Below are 14,519 nucleotides of genomic sequence, written 5' to 3'. Positions count from 1 at the left end.
GAGATTCGCTCCACCTACGGCGAGCCGTGCCGGATAACCCGGGGAAGCCGCCGCTATTCGGCAGAAGGAGCGAAGCGATGAAGCGAGTGATGATCCTGATGATGCTGGGCATGTTCTCGGCAGCGATGTTGAGCGGCTGCAACACCGTGGCCGGTGCGGGCAAGGACCTGCAGGGCGCCGGTGAGAAGGTCGAGGACAAGGCGCAGGACTGCAGCGACGGCAAGTGCTGAGCGGACGCGAGGAGATATCCATGAAGCGAGTGATTGCCCTGGCAATGCTGTCGATGTTCTCCGTGGCCATGCTGGCCGGCTGCAATACCGTGGCCGGTGCCGGCAAGGACGTGCAGAAGGTCGGCGAGAAGGTGGAGGATGCAGCGCGCTGATCCCGCGATGCATGACGAGGAAGAACGGGCCGGCATTGCCGGCCCTTTTTTTGCGCGGGTTTCTGCGGCGTGTCGTGATGAACCGGCGTTCAAGTTCATCAGCATGTTTTTACCTGCGCTTGACCACATGCCGACGCGGTCTTGGTCAAGCTGTCCACGCACCGAAACGACATGCAAAGGAGCAAGCGATGAACAAAGACATCATTTCCGGCAAGTGGACCCAGCTCAAGGGCAAGGCCCAGGCCACCTGGGGTGACCTGACCGATGATGACCTGCAGGTCGCCGAAGGCAACGCTGAATACCTGGCCGGTCGTCTGCAGGAACGCTATGGCTGGGCCAAGGACCGCGCACAGGAAGAAGTGCGTCGCTTCGAGAAGGCGCTGATGGACGATCCGGACTACCGCTGATCGGCACCGGCGCCTGCCCGGCAGGCTGACGCATGATCGACGGGCCTTCGGGCCCGTCTTTTTTTGGGGACGCAGCGGGCCAGCGGGCCCGGTCCGTGCGCGCAGGGGTAAACTGGCGCGGTTTACACAGCGTCCATCCCCCGAATGACTACCCGTGTCCTGACCGGCATCACCCCTTCCGGTACCCCGCACCTTGGCAACTACGTCGGCGCGATCCGCCCGGCGATCGCCGCCAGCCAGGCGGCCGGCATCGAGAGCTTCTTCTTCCTGGCCGACCTGCACAGCCTGATCAAGGCGCAGGAGCCCGAGCGTACCCAGCGTTCGACCCTGGAGATCGCCGCCAGCTGGCTGGCCTGCGGGCTGGACCCGGACAAGGTGTGGTTCTACCGGCAGAGCGACATCCCCGAGACCACCGAGCTGATGTGGTTCCTGACGGTGGTCGCCGGCAAGGGCATCCTCAACCGCGCCCACGCCTACAAGGCCGCGGTGGACAAGAACCGCGAGGAGCAGCTGGACGACGATGCCGGCATTACCGCCGGGCTGTTCATGTACCCGGTGCTGATGGCCGCCGACATCCTGATCTTCAATGCGCACGAGGTGCCGGTCGGTCGCGACCAGATCCAGCACATCGAGATGGCGCGCGACTTCGCCCAGCGCTTCAACCACATCTACGGCCACGAGTATTTCGTCGCGCCGGAGGCCGTGATCGATGAGAACGTCGCCACGCTTTCGGGCCTGGACGGCCGCAAGATGAGCAAGAGCTACGGCAACACCATCCCGCTGTTCGCCCCGCGCGAGGAACTGAAGAAGCTGGTGTTCTCCATCGTCACCGACTCGCGCATGCCCGGCGAGCCCAAGGACACCGAAGGCTCGGCGCTGTTCCAGATGTACCAGGCCTTCGCCACCGCCGAGCAGACCGCGGCGTTTGCCCAGGCGTTTGCCGACGGCATCGGCTGGGGCGATGCCAAGCAGCAGTTGTTCGAGCGGATCGACGCCGAGCTGTCGCCGCTGCGCGAGCGCTACAACGCGCTGATGGCCGAGCCGGAGAAGATCGAGGCGCTGCTGCGTCGTCGCGGCCAGCAGTTGCGCGAGCAGTACGCGATCCCGCTGCTGAAGCAGCTGCGCCATGCCGTGGGCCTGCGCGACCTGTCGGCGGCGGGCGACAAGCCCAAGGCCGCCGTGGCCGCCAAGGCCGCGCTGCCGCTGTTCAAGCAGTACCGAGAGAAGGACGGTCGCTTCTACTTCAAGCTGCTCGATGGCGAAGGCACGCTGCTGATCCAGAGCGTAGGCTTTGATTCGCCGCGCGATGCCGGCCAGCTGATCGCCGTGCTCAAGCAGGCCGAGCAGGGTGATGCGCTGCAGAGCGAGCTGTTCAAGCTGGAAGCCGAAGTGCCCGCCGTGCTCGCCGCGCTGCAGGCGCTGCGCGAGGCCGCTGCCAAGGACTGATCCACCCGAGGAGACCACCGATGGCCTGGTTGTCGTTGCTGCTGTTCCTGCCGTGGTTCGGGCTGCTCGGCGCCCTGTACTGGTGGTTTCCGCGCCAGCCCCGGCACCGCTCGCGGCGGCTGTTCGATGGTGCCGCGCTGGCGCTGGCCTTCCTGGCCAGCATCGGCGCGATGCACTGGGGCTATGCCGAGGGCGTGGCCGACCTGAATGCCGGGGCGATCTGGCGGCAGGTGCTGGCCGTGCTCTATGCCTATGGCGCCTTCCTGGCGGTGATGGTGCTGGCGCTGATGCTGCGGCCAAAGGTGCTGCAGCGCTGAACAGGCGCGTGGCGCCGGCTGCGACCAAAGCCCAATCCCGGCCAGCCGGTGCCGCGGCTACGATGGCCGTTCCCGTCCCAGGAACCGCCCTGCCCGTGACGTCCGTTGAATCCGGCATCCATGTCATCGACACCGCGTTCCAGCGCGACCAGTTCGATGCGGCCTACCTGGTCGTCGAGGACGGCCGCGGCGCCTTCATCGACTGCGGCACCAGCCTTGCCGTGCCACACATGCTCGCCGCGCTCGAGCAGGCCGGGCTGGCGACCACTGACGTGGACTGGCTGGTGCTTACCCACGTGCATCTGGACCATGCCGGCGGTGCCGGCCTGCTGATCCAGCAGCTGCCCAATGCCAGGCTGGTCGTGCATCCGCGCGGGGCCCCGCACATGATCGCGCCCGGACGGCTGGTGGCCGGGGCCACCGAGGTCTACGGCGAAGAGGAAATGCAGCGCAGCTACGGCAGCGTGCTGGCCGTGCCCGAGCAGCGCGTGGTCGTGGCTGCCGATGGCCACGTGGTGCCACTGGCCGGGCGCGAACTGCTGTGCATCGACACTCCGGGCCACGCGCGCCACCACCTCTGCGTATGGGACGCACGCAGCCGCAGCTGGTTCACCGGCGACACCTTCGGCCTGTCCTACCGCGAGCTGGACAGCGAGCGCGGGCCGATGATCATTCCCACCTCCTCGCCGGTGCAGTTCGAGCCGGAGGAACTGCGCCATTCGATCAGGCGGATGATGGCGTACTCGCCGCAGGCGATGTACCTGACCCACTACGGCAAGGTCACCGACGTCCAGCGGCTGGCCGCCGACCTGGACGAGCTGATCGTGGCCATGGCCGCGCTGGCCCGGGGCTGTGCGGACCGTGCCGACCGGCACCGCTGCATGGTCGCCGCCCTGACCGAGCTGTACCTCGAACGCGCCCATGCCCACGGCTGCCCGCTGGACGATGAGGCCGTGGTCCGGGTGCTGGCCACCGACATCGAGCTCAACGCCCAGGGCCTGGCCTGCTGGCTGGACCGCGACCGTCGCTGATCCTGCCGCGGCGATTGCGGGCTGCGCGCTAGAATCGCCGTCCTCTCCCCGACCTGGTCGTACCCGTGAATCCGATGCGCATGCTGTTGTTGTCCTCGTGCCTGTTCGTTGGCGGCGTCGCCTGTGCGGCCAACGACCTGCCCGGCGGTGGCATCGACCCGCAGGCATTGTCGCGCCACGTGCAGGTGCTGGCCTCGGACGAGTTCGAAGGGCGCGCCCCGACCACCGCCGGCGAGGAACGCACCGTGCAGTACCTGATCGAGCAGTTCCGCAGCTACGGCCTGCAGCCCGGTGCCGGCGATGACAGCTGGGTGCAGGAAGTGCCGCTGGTGCGTGCGCAGCTCGATGGCCCGGCCACGGCGACGCTGCGGCTGGCTTCCGGCGTGCGCGAGCTGGTCAACGGCGAGGACGTGACCCTGCAGAGCCTGCAGCCGCGCCCGCGCATCGAACTGCGTGATGCGCCGCTGGTGTTCGTCGGCTATGGCATCGACGCACCCGAGCGCGGCTGGAACGACTACAAGGACGTGGACCTGCGCGGCAAGATCGCGGTGGTGCTGATCAACGATGCCGACTTCGAGGCCGATGCGTCCGGCGCGTTCGATGGCAAGGCGGTCACCTACTACGGCCGCTGGACCTACAAGTACGAGGAAGCCGCGCGCCGCGGCGCCGCAGGCGTGCTGATCGTGCACGAGACCGCGCCGGCGGCCTACGGCTGGGCCACGGTCAAGAGCTCGGGCACCTCGCCGCTATTCGACATCGAGCGCGGCGAGGCCGAGGCCATGGCCCAGCACACGCCGCTACGTGGTTGGATGCAGCGCGCCCTGGCCGAGGCGATCTTTACCGACGCCGGCCTCGACTTCGAGGCGGAGAAGCGCAAGGCCATGCGTCCGGACTTCCAGCCGCAGCCGCTGGGCCAGGCGAAGCTGTCGGTGGACTTCGCGCTCAAGCGCGAGCGCGTGGTCACCCGCAACGTGGTGGCGAAACTGCCCGGCGGCGTCCATGCCGACGAGGCGGTGATCTTCTCCGCGCACTGGGATGCCTACGGCTTCGGCCAGGCCGACGCCAATGGCGACCGCATCCGGCGCGGCGCGATCGACAACGCCACCGGCGTGGCCACCGTGCTCGAGCTGGGCCGGGTGTTTGCCGCCGGCCCGCAGCCGCAGCGCAGCCTGTATTTCGTCGCGCTCACCGCCGAGGAAAAGGGCCTGCTCGGCGCCAGCTACTACGCCGCGCACCCGCTGGCGCCGCTGGAGAAGACCGCCGCGGTGCTCAACATCGAGATGTTCAGCCCCGATGGCGCCACCCGCGACATCGCCTCCTGGGGCAAGGGCCGGGTCTCGCTGGAGCGTGACCTCGAGCGCGTGGCGAAGGCCCGCGGCCGCGCCTACAGCCCGGATCCGAACCTGGAGGCCGGTTTCTTCTACCGCGCCGACCACTTCGCCTTTGCCCGCCTGGGCGTGCCGGCGATCACCATCGGCCCCGGCCTGGACAGGCTCGAGGGCGGGGTGGAAGCCGGCCGGGCGCTGCGCGAGAAGTACTTCGCCGACTGCTACCACCAGCCCTGCGATGCGTGGACCCCGTCCTGGGATCCGGCTGGCCATGCCGCCGACACCCTGCTGGTCTACGACCTGGGCGAGGAGCTGGCCAACAGCCGGCAGTGGCCGCACTGGGACGAAGGCTCGGAGTTCGGCGCGATCCGCGAGCGCAGCAACGCCAGCCGCCGCTGAGAAACACGTCACAGCCCTGCCGGCACGACTGTCCCGGCAGGGAGAAACAGCATCCCTGCCGCTGCCCTGACGCCTGTCGTCCGGCAGGCCTAGAATCACCGCCTTCCCCAGCCTGGTTCCCCGCATGTCGTCCCCTCCTGCTGCCACTCCCCCGCGCGGCGGGCTGGTCGTCCTCGCGCTGTTCCTGGTCTACGTGGTCTGGGGGTCGACCTACCTGGCCATCCGTTTCGCGCTGGAAGGCGGCGCACTGCCGCTGACCATGGTCTCCGGCGCGCGCTTCATCGTCGCCGGCGGCCTGATGTACGCCGTGCTGCGATGGCGCGGCGTGCCGGCACCGACCCGGGCGCAGTGGAAGAACGTCGCGTTCATGGGCCTGACCCTGTTGCTGCTCGGCAATGGCATGGTGGTGCTGGCCGAACGTGACGTGTCGTCCGGCCTGGCCGCCACCGCGGTGGCCTCTGTGCCGCTGTGGATGGCGCTGTTCTCGGCGCTGCGCGGCCAGCGCTCCACCCGTGGCGAATGGGCCGGTATCGCGATCGGTTTCCTCGGCGTGGTCTGGCTCAATGCCGGCAGCAGCCTGACCGCCACGCCGCTGGGCCTGGTGCTGCTGCTGATTGCGCCGCTGGGCTGGGCCTTCGGTTCGGTGTGGTCGCGTGGCCGCGACCTGCCCAGCCCGTTCATGACGGCCGCGGCGCAGATGCTGTGCGGCGGCGTGCTGCTGGTGGCCTGCGGCCTGCTGCGTGGCGAACGTCCGCACGCGCTGCCCAGCGTGGATGGGCTGTGGGCCGTGGCCTACCTGTGCGTGTTCGGTTCGATCGTCGCCTTCACCGCCTACGTGTGGCTGCTGCACAACGTGCGACCGGCGCTGGCCGTCAGCTATGCCTACGTCAACCCGGTGATCGCGGTGATGCTGGGCGCGTGGATCGGCCACGAGCGCTTCAGCGTCAACGACATGCTGGCGATGGCGGTGATCCTGGCCGGCGTGGTGGTACTGACCCTGGCACGGGCGCGCAAGGCATGAGCGCCGACGCCCACGCACTGGCCGAACAACGCCGCGGCCTGGCGATCACTGCCGGCACCTTCGTGCTGTGGGGCGTGGTGCCGGTGTACTGGCACCTGCTCAGGGAGGTGCCGTCGGCGCAGATCATTGCCCACCGCATCATCTGGAGCACCCTGCTGGTGGTGGCCTGGCTGCTGTTCTCCAGCGGCCTGGGCTGGCTGCGCGCCATTGCCGCGCAGCCGCGCGCGCTGTGGATGCTGGCACTGTCCAGCATCGCCATCGCCTTCAACTGGGGCCTGTACATCTGGGCGGTGAACGCCGGCCACGTGATCGAGACCAGCCTGGGCTACTTCATCAATCCGCTGGTCAACGTGCTGCTCGGCGTGCTGGTGCTGCACGAGCGGCTGCGCCGCATCCAGTGGCTGGCGGTGGCATGCGCGGCGCTCGGCGTGGCGTGGCTGACCATCGATGCCGGCACCCCGCCGTGGATTGCGCTGGGCCTGGCCAGCTCGTTCGGCCTGTACGGGCTGCTGCGCAAGCTGGTGGCGGTCGATGCGGTGGGCGGGCTCGGGCTGGAAAGCCTGTACCTGTTCCTGCCGGCGCTTGGCTTTGCGCTGTGGAGCGAGAGCGGCCATGGCGGTGGCTTCATCAGCGGCTGGGGCTGGGGCAACGATGCGCTGCTGATCCTCGGTGGCGTGGTCACCGCGGTGCCACTGATCGGCTTTGCCTACGGGGTCAAGCGCATCCCGCTGTCGCTGGTCGGCCTGCTGCAGTACATCGCCCCGACGTTGCAGCTGCTGCTGGGCGTGCTGTTCTTCCATGAGCCGTTCGATGGCGGCCGCGCGCTGGGCTTTGCCGCGATCTGGCTGGGCCTGCTGCTGTATGCCGGCGAAGGCATGTGGCGGCTGCAGCGCCGCCCGCGTTGATTGCGGGCTTAAACCGGGCTGCCCCGGGCAGGAGCCGCCCTTTCAACGTGCGATGACCGTGGCGTGTGTCGTCAGACCTCGCGCAGCGCGGTGGTGATCGGCAGCCGCGCCGCGCGCAGGGCCGGGAACAGCCCGCCGACCAGGCCGATACCCAGGGCCCACTTCAGCCCGCTCCACAGCAGTTCGGGCGTGACCTTGAACTGGAACACCACCTGGCTGAAGTTCGCGCCCAGCGTGGCCACGCTGTAGCCGTTGAAGATCACCCAGGCCAGCGCGCCGCCGAGCACGCCGCCGAGCAGGGCCAGCAGCATCGTCTCCAGCATCACCGAGGTCACCACCGGCAGGCCGCGGAAGCCGATCGCACGCATGGTCGCGATCTCGCGCGCACGCCCGGCCACCGCCGCGTACATGGTGTTGAGCGCGCCGAACACCGCACCAATGGCCATGATCGTGCCGATCACCGTGCCCAGGATCCGGATCAGCTTGGTCAGGCCTTCGGACTGTTTGGCGAAGTAGTCCTGGGTGGTCAGCACGTCGAGCTTGAGCCGCGGGTCCTCGGCCAGCGCGGCCCTGAAACCCTCAAACGCCTGCGCGTTCTCCAGCTTCACGCTGACCGACTGCAACGAGGTGCGGCGAAACGCCGAGCCGAGCGTGTCGATGTCGGTCCACAGCTCCGAATCATGCGCATCGCCGGAGGCGAACACGCCCACCACCGTCCACTCGTCGCTGCCCAGCCGCACCGGCTTGCCCAGCTCCAACCCACCGTACTGGCCCATCGCGCCCTGGCCGACGATCAGCTCGCGCAACCCGGGAGTGAAGCGCCGGCCCTGCACGATGCGCAGGTTCGGCCGGATCAGCCACGCCGCATCGCTGACGCCGCGGAACTGCGCGTTGGCATCCTCGCCACTGCCGCGGGTCGGCAGGCTGACCACCTGCGAAAGTTCCCCCGATACCACCGGCCGGCCCTGCGCATCGCGCGCGATCCCGCCCAGCGCGGCGATCAGCGGCAGCTGGTCACGGCTGATCACCGAGTTCACCTCGGCCTGCGAGCCACCACGCAGGATGATCGCCGTGTCCTGGCTGCCGGTCTGGCGCAGCGTGGCCTCGAAGCCTTCGCCCATCGCCAGCATCGCCACCAGCACGCCGACCACGCCGGCAATGCCGACCACGATCACCGACGAGGCGCCCCAGCGCTGCGGCAGGCTGGACACGCCGATGCGTGCCGCCGCCAGCGCCAGCCGGCCACTGCGGGTCAGCCCCAGCCACAGCGCCAGCAGCGCCGCCAGGCCGAGCACTGCGTACCAGGGCAGGGCGATCCACACCCCCAGGCCCACCACCAGCGCCAGCACCGTCAGCGCGTTCCACAGCCATTGCTTGATCTTCATCTTTGTCCTCCCGGCTCAGCGGCCAGCCAGTGCGTCGACGATCTTCAGGCGCATCGCGCGGATCGCCGGCAGCAGTCCCACCACCACGCCAATGCCCACCATCAGGGCCAGGCCCATTCCCCAGGTCTGCGGCTGCACGGTCGGCAACTGGATCACGCCGCCACTGCCGGCACTGACCACCGGGATCAGCGCCGCGGCGATGCCCAGGCCGATCAGGCCACCGAGCACGATCAGCGCCACCGCTTCGGCCAATACCAGGCCCAGCACGGTGCCGTTGGTGAATCCCAGGGTCTTGAGCACCGCCAGCTCCGGGGATGCGTTCGCGCACGGCCTGGGCCATGGTGTTGCCGGTCAGCAGCAACAGGGTGAAGAACACCGCCCCCATGATTGCGCTGACGATCAGGCCGATGTCGGCGAACTGCTTGAGGAAGGCCTGGTTGAAGGCCTGTTCGGTCTGGGTCTTGGTCTCGTTGGCCGAGTTGGCCGACAGCGCGTCGATCGCACGCGAGACGCGGTCGGCCTGCGCCGGATCACGCAGTGACACCACGTAGAACCCGACCCTGCCGTTCATGTAGGCATTGGCCTCGTCGAAGTACTTCCAGTGGAAGTACAGCGCGTTCTCCTCGCCCTTGCGCTTGCTGTCCTCCACCGCGAAGGTGCCGCGCAGGGTCACCGGCCAGCTGTTGCTGCCGTCTTTCTGCGGGAAGATCGTCGCCTCCAGCGGAATGGTGTCGCCGATCTTCCAGCCAAAGCGCCTGGCCAGCGATTCGCCGACGACCGCGCCGGTGCGGTCGGCCTCGAAGGCTTCCAGCTGCGCCCGGTCGATGCGGTATTCCGGATACAGCTGCAGGTAGCCCGGGCCGATCACGAAGTTGGGGAAGAAGTTCTTCGGATCCTGGTAGATGCCGCCGAACCAGTTGCCGTAGGAGGCTGCGCGCACACCATCGATTCCGGCGATCTGCCGTTCCAGGCTCAGAGCTGCTGCAGCAGCTGCAGGATTTCCTCGGCCGACTGCCGGTCAAGGTCGCCGGTGGGCTCGTCGCAGATCAGGAAGGTCGGGTCGGAGACGATGGCCCGGGCAATGGCCACGCGCTGCTGCTGGCCGCCGGACAGTTCGTTGGGCCGGTGGCTGCGGCGGTCAGCCAGGCCGACCAGGGTCAGCGCGATCTCGGCATTGCGGCGGCGCTGCGCGGCGTTGAGCCGGGTCAGAAGCAGCGGCAGCTCGACGTTCTTCTGCGCGGTCAGCATCGGCATCAGGTTGTAGAACTGGAACACGAAGCCGACGTGGTGGCTGCGCCAGGTCGACAGTTGCGCGCCGCTCATGCGGTCCAGTCGCTCGCCCTCGATCTCGATCTCGCCACTGCTGGCGGTATCCAGACCGCCGATCAGGTTGAGCAGGGTGGTCTTGCCCGAACCGGACGGCCCCATCAGCGCGACAAAGTCCCCGGCGGCGATGTCCAGGTCGATGCCGTGCAGCACCTGCACCTTCTCCGGGCCACGTTGGTAGGTCTTGGTGATGTTGCGCAGGGAAACGAGGGTACTCATGGGTGTTCCTCAACGATGGGATGGGTGCCGCGACAGTCGCCGCCGGCCGGATGAGTAGTGCTGCTACTGCGTAAATGTGCAGACGGACGCAGGCGGGGCGTTGTGACCAGAAAGCGCAGCGAGCTGCTTCGCCTTGCTCCGGCTGCGCCCGTGCTTTGGCCTTCCTGGCGCTGGCGCTGGTGTTGCTGTTGCTGCTGCCCCTGTTGCCGTTGTCATTGTCGTTGCCGTCGCCGTCGCCGTCGCCGTCGCAATTGCAGTTGTCGTTGCAGTTGCTTTTGCTCCAACCCAATGCCGTAAAGCAAGCCGAGCACCGGAGCAGGGCAGGGGCGAAGAGGCGCACGTGTCTGAGCGCAGCGAGTTGTGCGCCGGCCCCTGTCCTGCGAGGAGCGCAGGGGACCGGTGCGGTTTCATCGCACCGGCGTGCGTCCGGCCGTGTTTTCTCTTGGTTACTTCTCTTTGCACGAGCAAAGAGAAGTGACTCGCGCCCCGCGCAGCGGGTGCGAAAGCTTTTGCTCCTGCTCCGGCATTTGCTTGTTCCGCGTTCACTGGTTTGGCCCAGGATTGGTGACAAGGTGAACAGCAACAACAACGACAACTGCAAAGGCTTTCGCTCCCTTGCAGGGAGCGAGCTACTTTTCTTTGCTCGTGCAAAGAAAAGCTAGCCAAAAGAAAGCACGGCCGGTCACGAGCCGCCGGGCTACGCCCGCCGGTCCCCTCCGCTCCTCGCGGATCGGGGGCCGGCGCACAACTCGCTGCGCTCAGACACGTGCGCCTTGAACCCCCGATCCACTGCGGTGCTCGGCTCGCTCCACGGCGATGGAACAGCCAGAGCAACGGCAACGGCAAAGCAACGACGTGAGGCGACAGGCGAAAAAACGAAAAACGAAGACCGAAGACCGAAGAACGAAGAACGAAAAACGAAGAACGAAGAACGAAGAACGAAGAACGAAAAAACAGATAACGGGAAACGGGAAACGGGAACGGCGGACGCTAACGACTAGCAGCAAGCGGCGAGCGATCAAGCGGGGAAGCGGGAGCGCAACGACGAAGTGGGAGTAAATGGTCGCTGCAATGTCGACGAACGAAGACCAATCAGATCGACACTTCAAAATCTTTTGCGATGGCGGCGCCAAGGGCTGCCCGGCCATCCACGGTGGCGCCGCCGCCGCGGCGCTCGCCGCGTTCACTTGCCTGCCGCTGCCTCCGTGACCTTGTCGCCGTCCTTCAACGTGGCCGGTGGATCCACCACCACCATGTCCCCGGCCGACAGGCCCGACAGCACCTGGCGGTCCTCGCCCAGGGCGATGCCGGTGCGCACCTCGCGCAGTTCGACCTTCTGCTCGCGGCCGACCGCGAACGCCACCGGCTTGCCCTCGCGCTCGACGATGGCCGCGGCCGGGGCGCGCACGCCCTTGGGCTGTTCCTCCTGCTGCGAGGCCGTCTCCAGGAAGCTCACCCGCACGCCCATCTCCGGGACGATGCGCGGATCCTTGTGCTTCAGTGCGATGCGGACCTTGACCGTGGCCTTGCCGCGGTCGGCGGTGGGAATGATGGCGATCACCTCGCCCGGGATCTTCCAGTCCGGGTAGGCGTTGAGCACCGCCTCGACCGGCATCTTCGGCTGCACGCGGCCGATGAAGGCCTCGCCGACCTCGACTTCCACCTCCAGCGAATCCATGTCCACGATGGTGCCGATGCCGGTGCGGGTGAAGCCGCCGCCGGCCGACAGCGGCGAGACGATCTCGCCCGGCTGCGCGGCCTTTGCCGTGACCACGCCGGCAAACGGCGCGCGCACCACGTTGTTGTCCACGCCCAGGTCGGCGATCGCCAGCGCGTCCTGCGCGACCTTCGCGTTGTGCCGGGCGGTCTGCAGCTGCGCGCGCAGGCTGTCGCGCGCAGCGATGGCCTGGTCGTACTGCGAGCGCGACACCAGCTGCTGGTCCACCAGTTCCTGCAGGCGGGTGGCGTCGGCCTCGGCCTGGCGCAGCTGCGCGTGCAGGCCTTCGGTCTGGCTGCGCGCGGCGGCCAGCTGCGCGGCGTTGAGGCTGCGCTGGGCGTTGGCGTCGATCGGGTCGAGCGTGGCCATCACCTGGCCCTCCTCCACGCGCATGCCTTCCTCGATCATCACCTCGCGCACCTTGCCGGTGATCTTGGCCGACACCGTGGCCATGCGCCGCGCCACCACGTAGCCACTGGCATCGAGCACCGAACTGCTGGCGCTGCCCTGGCCGATCGCGACCACCGGCGCGGTGCTGACCTCCACCGGTTTGGCCCGGGCCAGCAGCGCCCAGGCGGCGACCGCCAGGGCCAGCAGCACCACCAGCACGGCCACGATCCATGGCCAGCGCCGCGGCGCCGGCGGGGGCGGCGCCTTGCGGTCGATGCGGAGTTCCTTCAGCAGTTCTGCGGATGCATTCATGTGGATGCCAGACGGTGCCGGTGCGGGAATGTGACGGACGGTAGCCGAACTTCGCCGGTGGCGTGTGTCGGCCGGTCCGTTGCGACAGGGACGCAGTCTAGGCAAGCCCTGTCGCCCGTGCACCTGACGACTGTCATTCACTTTGCTTGACCTAGGCCACTGCCGGGCCTGGCCGGCGCCGCCTAACGTCTGCGACGTTGATCAACGGGAGGCAGTAAATGGACAACGACGGCAACATCCTCGCCAGCCTGCGCGCGGTGCACAGGAACCACGGCGCGGTGAAGGCGCTGGACGGAGTGGACCTGGACCTGCACGCCGGCCAGGTGCTGGCGCTGCTCGGCCCCAACGGCGCCGGCAAGAGCACCACCATCGGCCTGCTGCTGGGCCTGCTGCGCGCCGATGCGGGCCAGGTGCGGCTGTTCGGTCGCGATCCGCAGCAGCTGGCCGCGCGTCGCGGCATCGGCGTGATGCTGCAGGAAGCGCAGCTGCAGGAGACGCTGAGCGTGCGTGAGCTGCTGCGCCTGGCCTGCAGCTACTACCCGTCCCCGCGGCCGCTGGAAGAATGCGCGGCGCTGGCCGGCGTGCAGGACCTGCTGTTGCGCCGTTACGCAAGGCTGTCCGGTGGCCAGCAGCGCCGCGTGCAGTTCGCGCTGGCGATCTGCGGCCGCCCGCGCCTGCTGTTCCTGGACGAACCCACCGTGGGCATGGACATCGATGCGCGTCGCCAGTTGTGGCAGACCATCCGCACGCTGGTTGGCGAGGGCGTGTCGGTGGTGCTGACCACGCATTACCTGGAGGAGGCCGAACAGCTTGCCGACCGCATCTGCGTGATGCTGCGCGGCCGCGTGGTCAGCGATGGCAGCGTCGACGAACTGCGTTCGAGGGTGCAGGTGCGCAGCGTGCGTTGCCGCTCGCAGCTGGATGTCGAACAGGTGGCGGCATGGCCGGGCGTGCGCAGTGCCGTGCGGCAGGGCCAGGGCCTGCAGCTGGCCTGCGACGAGGTCGAAGCGGTGGTGCGGCGCCTGCTCGAGGCCGACCCGCAACTGTCCGCGCTGGAGGTCCGCCCGGCCGGGCTGGAGGAAGCCTTCCGCGATCTCACCCACTCCCACGCTGCTGCCGAGGCCGCCTGATGAACGCCATCGCTTCCACCACCGAATCTGCCGGCCACGGCATGGGCGCCTCGCGCCTGGCCGGCGCCTACCTGCAGGAAATGCGCGCCGAGATCCTGCGCTACCTGCGCAGTCCCGGCTTCGTGCTGCCAACGGTGCTGTTCCCGGCCACCTTCTACCTGATGTTCGCGGTGGTGGTGGGCATGGGCCGTGGCAACGACGGTGCGCGCTTCCTGCTCGGTACCTATTCCACGTTCGGGGTGATGGCCCCGGCCCTGTTCGGGTTCGGCGTGTCGCTGGCGCTGGAACGCCACAACGGTCTGCTTACGCTGAAGCGTGCGCTGCCGATGCCGCCGGCCGCCTACCTGCTGGCCAAGATGGTGATGGCGATGCTGATGGCGCTGGTGGTGGTCATGCTGCTGCAGATGCTGGCGGTGTTCGCGGCCGACGTGCAGCTGTCCCCCGCCCAGTCGCTGCGGCTGGCTGTGACCTGCACGCTGGGCGCACTGCCGTTCTGCGCGCTCGGCCTGCTGCTGGGCACCGTGGTCAAGGGCGAGGCCGCGCCGGCCGTGGTCAACCTGGTGTACCTCCCGATGGCGCTGCTGTCGGGCCTGTGGTTCCCGCTGTCGATCATGCCGCCGCTGCTGCGCTGGATGGCGCCGGTGTGGCCCAGCCACCACCTGAACATGCTGGCCCAGTCGGCGGTCGGCTTCGGCGAGCCCGGCAGCCCGTGGCCGCACGTGGCGTGGCTGGCCGTGTTCACCGTCGTGGTCACCGCGCTGGCTGCCCGTCGCCTGCGGCGCATGGGCTGAGGCATCATGCGCA

13 protein-coding genes and 2 pseudogenes are annotated in these 14,519 nt (G+C 68.3%); 11 read left to right on the top strand and 4 right to left on the bottom strand.

The features are described from left to right. Nucleotides 1–77 precede the first annotated feature (77 nt). From LG380_RS11690 to rarD, 9 genes are all read left to right on the top strand, one after another. Entirely contained in the window at nucleotides 78–230 is a 153-nt protein-coding gene (locus LG380_RS11690) for an entericidin A/B family lipoprotein (protein WP_225765315.1), read from the top strand. A 20-nt stretch (nucleotides 231–250) separates the two neighbouring features. Continuing rightward, nucleotides 251–382, top strand: coding sequence for an entericidin A/B family lipoprotein (locus tag LG380_RS11685; protein ID WP_225765314.1), 132 nt, complete (start codon nucleotides 251–253; stop codon nucleotides 380–382). Nucleotides 383–570: 188 nt separating this feature from the next. After that, entirely contained in the window at nucleotides 571–789 is a 219-nt protein-coding gene (locus LG380_RS11680) for a CsbD family protein (protein WP_225765313.1), read from the top strand. Between the two features lie 144 nt (nucleotides 790–933). Next, nucleotides 934–2,235 carry a tryptophan--tRNA ligase gene (locus LG380_RS11675; protein WP_225765312.1) on the top strand — a complete coding sequence of 434 codons (1,302 nt, stop codon included), beginning with the start codon at nucleotides 934–936 and terminating at the stop codon, nucleotides 2,233–2,235. A 20-nt stretch (nucleotides 2,236–2,255) separates the two neighbouring features. Continuing rightward, entirely contained in the window at nucleotides 2,256–2,552 is a 297-nt protein-coding gene (locus tag LG380_RS11670) for a hypothetical protein (protein ID WP_225765306.1), read from the top strand. A gap of 62 nt (nucleotides 2,553–2,614) precedes the next feature. Continuing rightward, nucleotides 2,615–3,583 (top strand): MBL fold metallo-hydrolase, encoded by a 969-nt coding sequence (locus LG380_RS11665; protein ID WP_225765304.1) that lies wholly within the window; start codon nucleotides 2,615–2,617, stop codon nucleotides 3,581–3,583. Between the two features lie 74 nt (nucleotides 3,584–3,657). After that, the gene (locus tag LG380_RS11660) at nucleotides 3,658–5,310 is read left to right on the top strand and encodes a M28 family metallopeptidase (RefSeq protein ID WP_225766586.1); all 1,653 of its coding nucleotides are present in this window, start codon (nucleotides 3,658–3,660) and stop codon (nucleotides 5,308–5,310) included. A 124-nt stretch (nucleotides 5,311–5,434) separates the two neighbouring features. Further along, on the top strand, nucleotides 5,435–6,331 hold the full coding sequence (gene yedA, locus LG380_RS11655; RefSeq protein ID WP_225765302.1) for a drug/metabolite exporter YedA: 897 nt from the start codon (nucleotides 5,435–5,437) through the stop codon (nucleotides 6,329–6,331). Continuing rightward, nucleotides 6,328–7,236 (top strand): EamA family transporter RarD, encoded by a 909-nt coding sequence (gene rarD / locus LG380_RS11650; protein ID WP_225765300.1) that lies wholly within the window; start codon nucleotides 6,328–6,330, stop codon nucleotides 7,234–7,236. Before yedA ends, rarD begins: the two co-directional genes overlap by 4 nt. A 71-nt stretch (nucleotides 7,237–7,307) precedes the next feature. On the opposite strand, the gene LG380_RS11645 is transcribed toward rarD, so the two are convergent. The 4 genes and pseudogenes from LG380_RS11645 to LG380_RS11630 all read right to left on the bottom strand — a co-directional run bounded on the left by LG380_RS11645 (nucleotide 7,308) and on the right by LG380_RS11630 (nucleotide 12,585). Then, complete coding sequence (locus LG380_RS11645; protein ID WP_225765298.1) at nucleotides 7,308–8,621, bottom strand: ABC transporter permease; 1,314 nt, start codon at nucleotides 8,619–8,621, stop codon at nucleotides 7,308–7,310. Nucleotides 8,622–8,636: 15 nt separating this feature from the next. Beyond that, nucleotides 8,637–9,597, bottom strand: a pseudogene (locus LG380_RS11640) (FtsX-like permease family protein); the annotation flags it as partial. Continuing rightward, a pseudogene (locus LG380_RS11635) lies at nucleotides 9,597–10,166 on the bottom strand (ABC transporter ATP-binding protein); the annotation flags it as partial. The pseudogenes LG380_RS11640 and LG380_RS11635, both read right to left, overlap by 1 nt. Nucleotides 10,167–11,349: 1,183 nt before the next feature. After that, nucleotides 11,350–12,585: an efflux RND transporter periplasmic adaptor subunit gene (locus LG380_RS11630; protein ID WP_225765297.1), complete on the bottom strand. Its 1,236-nt coding sequence runs from the start codon at nucleotides 12,583–12,585 to the stop codon at nucleotides 11,350–11,352. A gap of 218 nt (nucleotides 12,586–12,803) precedes the next feature. Between LG380_RS11630 and LG380_RS11625 the strand changes: the two genes are divergently transcribed. Then, entirely contained in the window at nucleotides 12,804–13,715 is a 912-nt protein-coding gene (locus tag LG380_RS11625; RefSeq protein ID WP_225765296.1) for an ABC transporter ATP-binding protein, read from the top strand. Further along, nucleotides 13,715–14,506: an ABC transporter permease gene (locus tag LG380_RS11620; RefSeq protein WP_225765295.1), complete on the top strand. Its 792-nt coding sequence runs from the start codon at nucleotides 13,715–13,717 to the stop codon at nucleotides 14,504–14,506. The genes LG380_RS11625 and LG380_RS11620 overlap by 1 nt, the downstream gene beginning before the upstream one ends. Nucleotides 14,507–14,519: the final 13 nt, after the last annotated feature.

Origin of the sequence: Stenotrophomonas sp. Marseille-Q4652, from assembly GCF_916618915.1 — a bacterium.
Taxonomy (GTDB): domain Bacteria; phylum Pseudomonadota; class Gammaproteobacteria; order Xanthomonadales; family Xanthomonadaceae; genus Stenotrophomonas.
The sequence above is the reverse complement of the archived record's forward strand: the minus strand, read 5'-3'. Positions and strand labels throughout refer to the sequence as shown.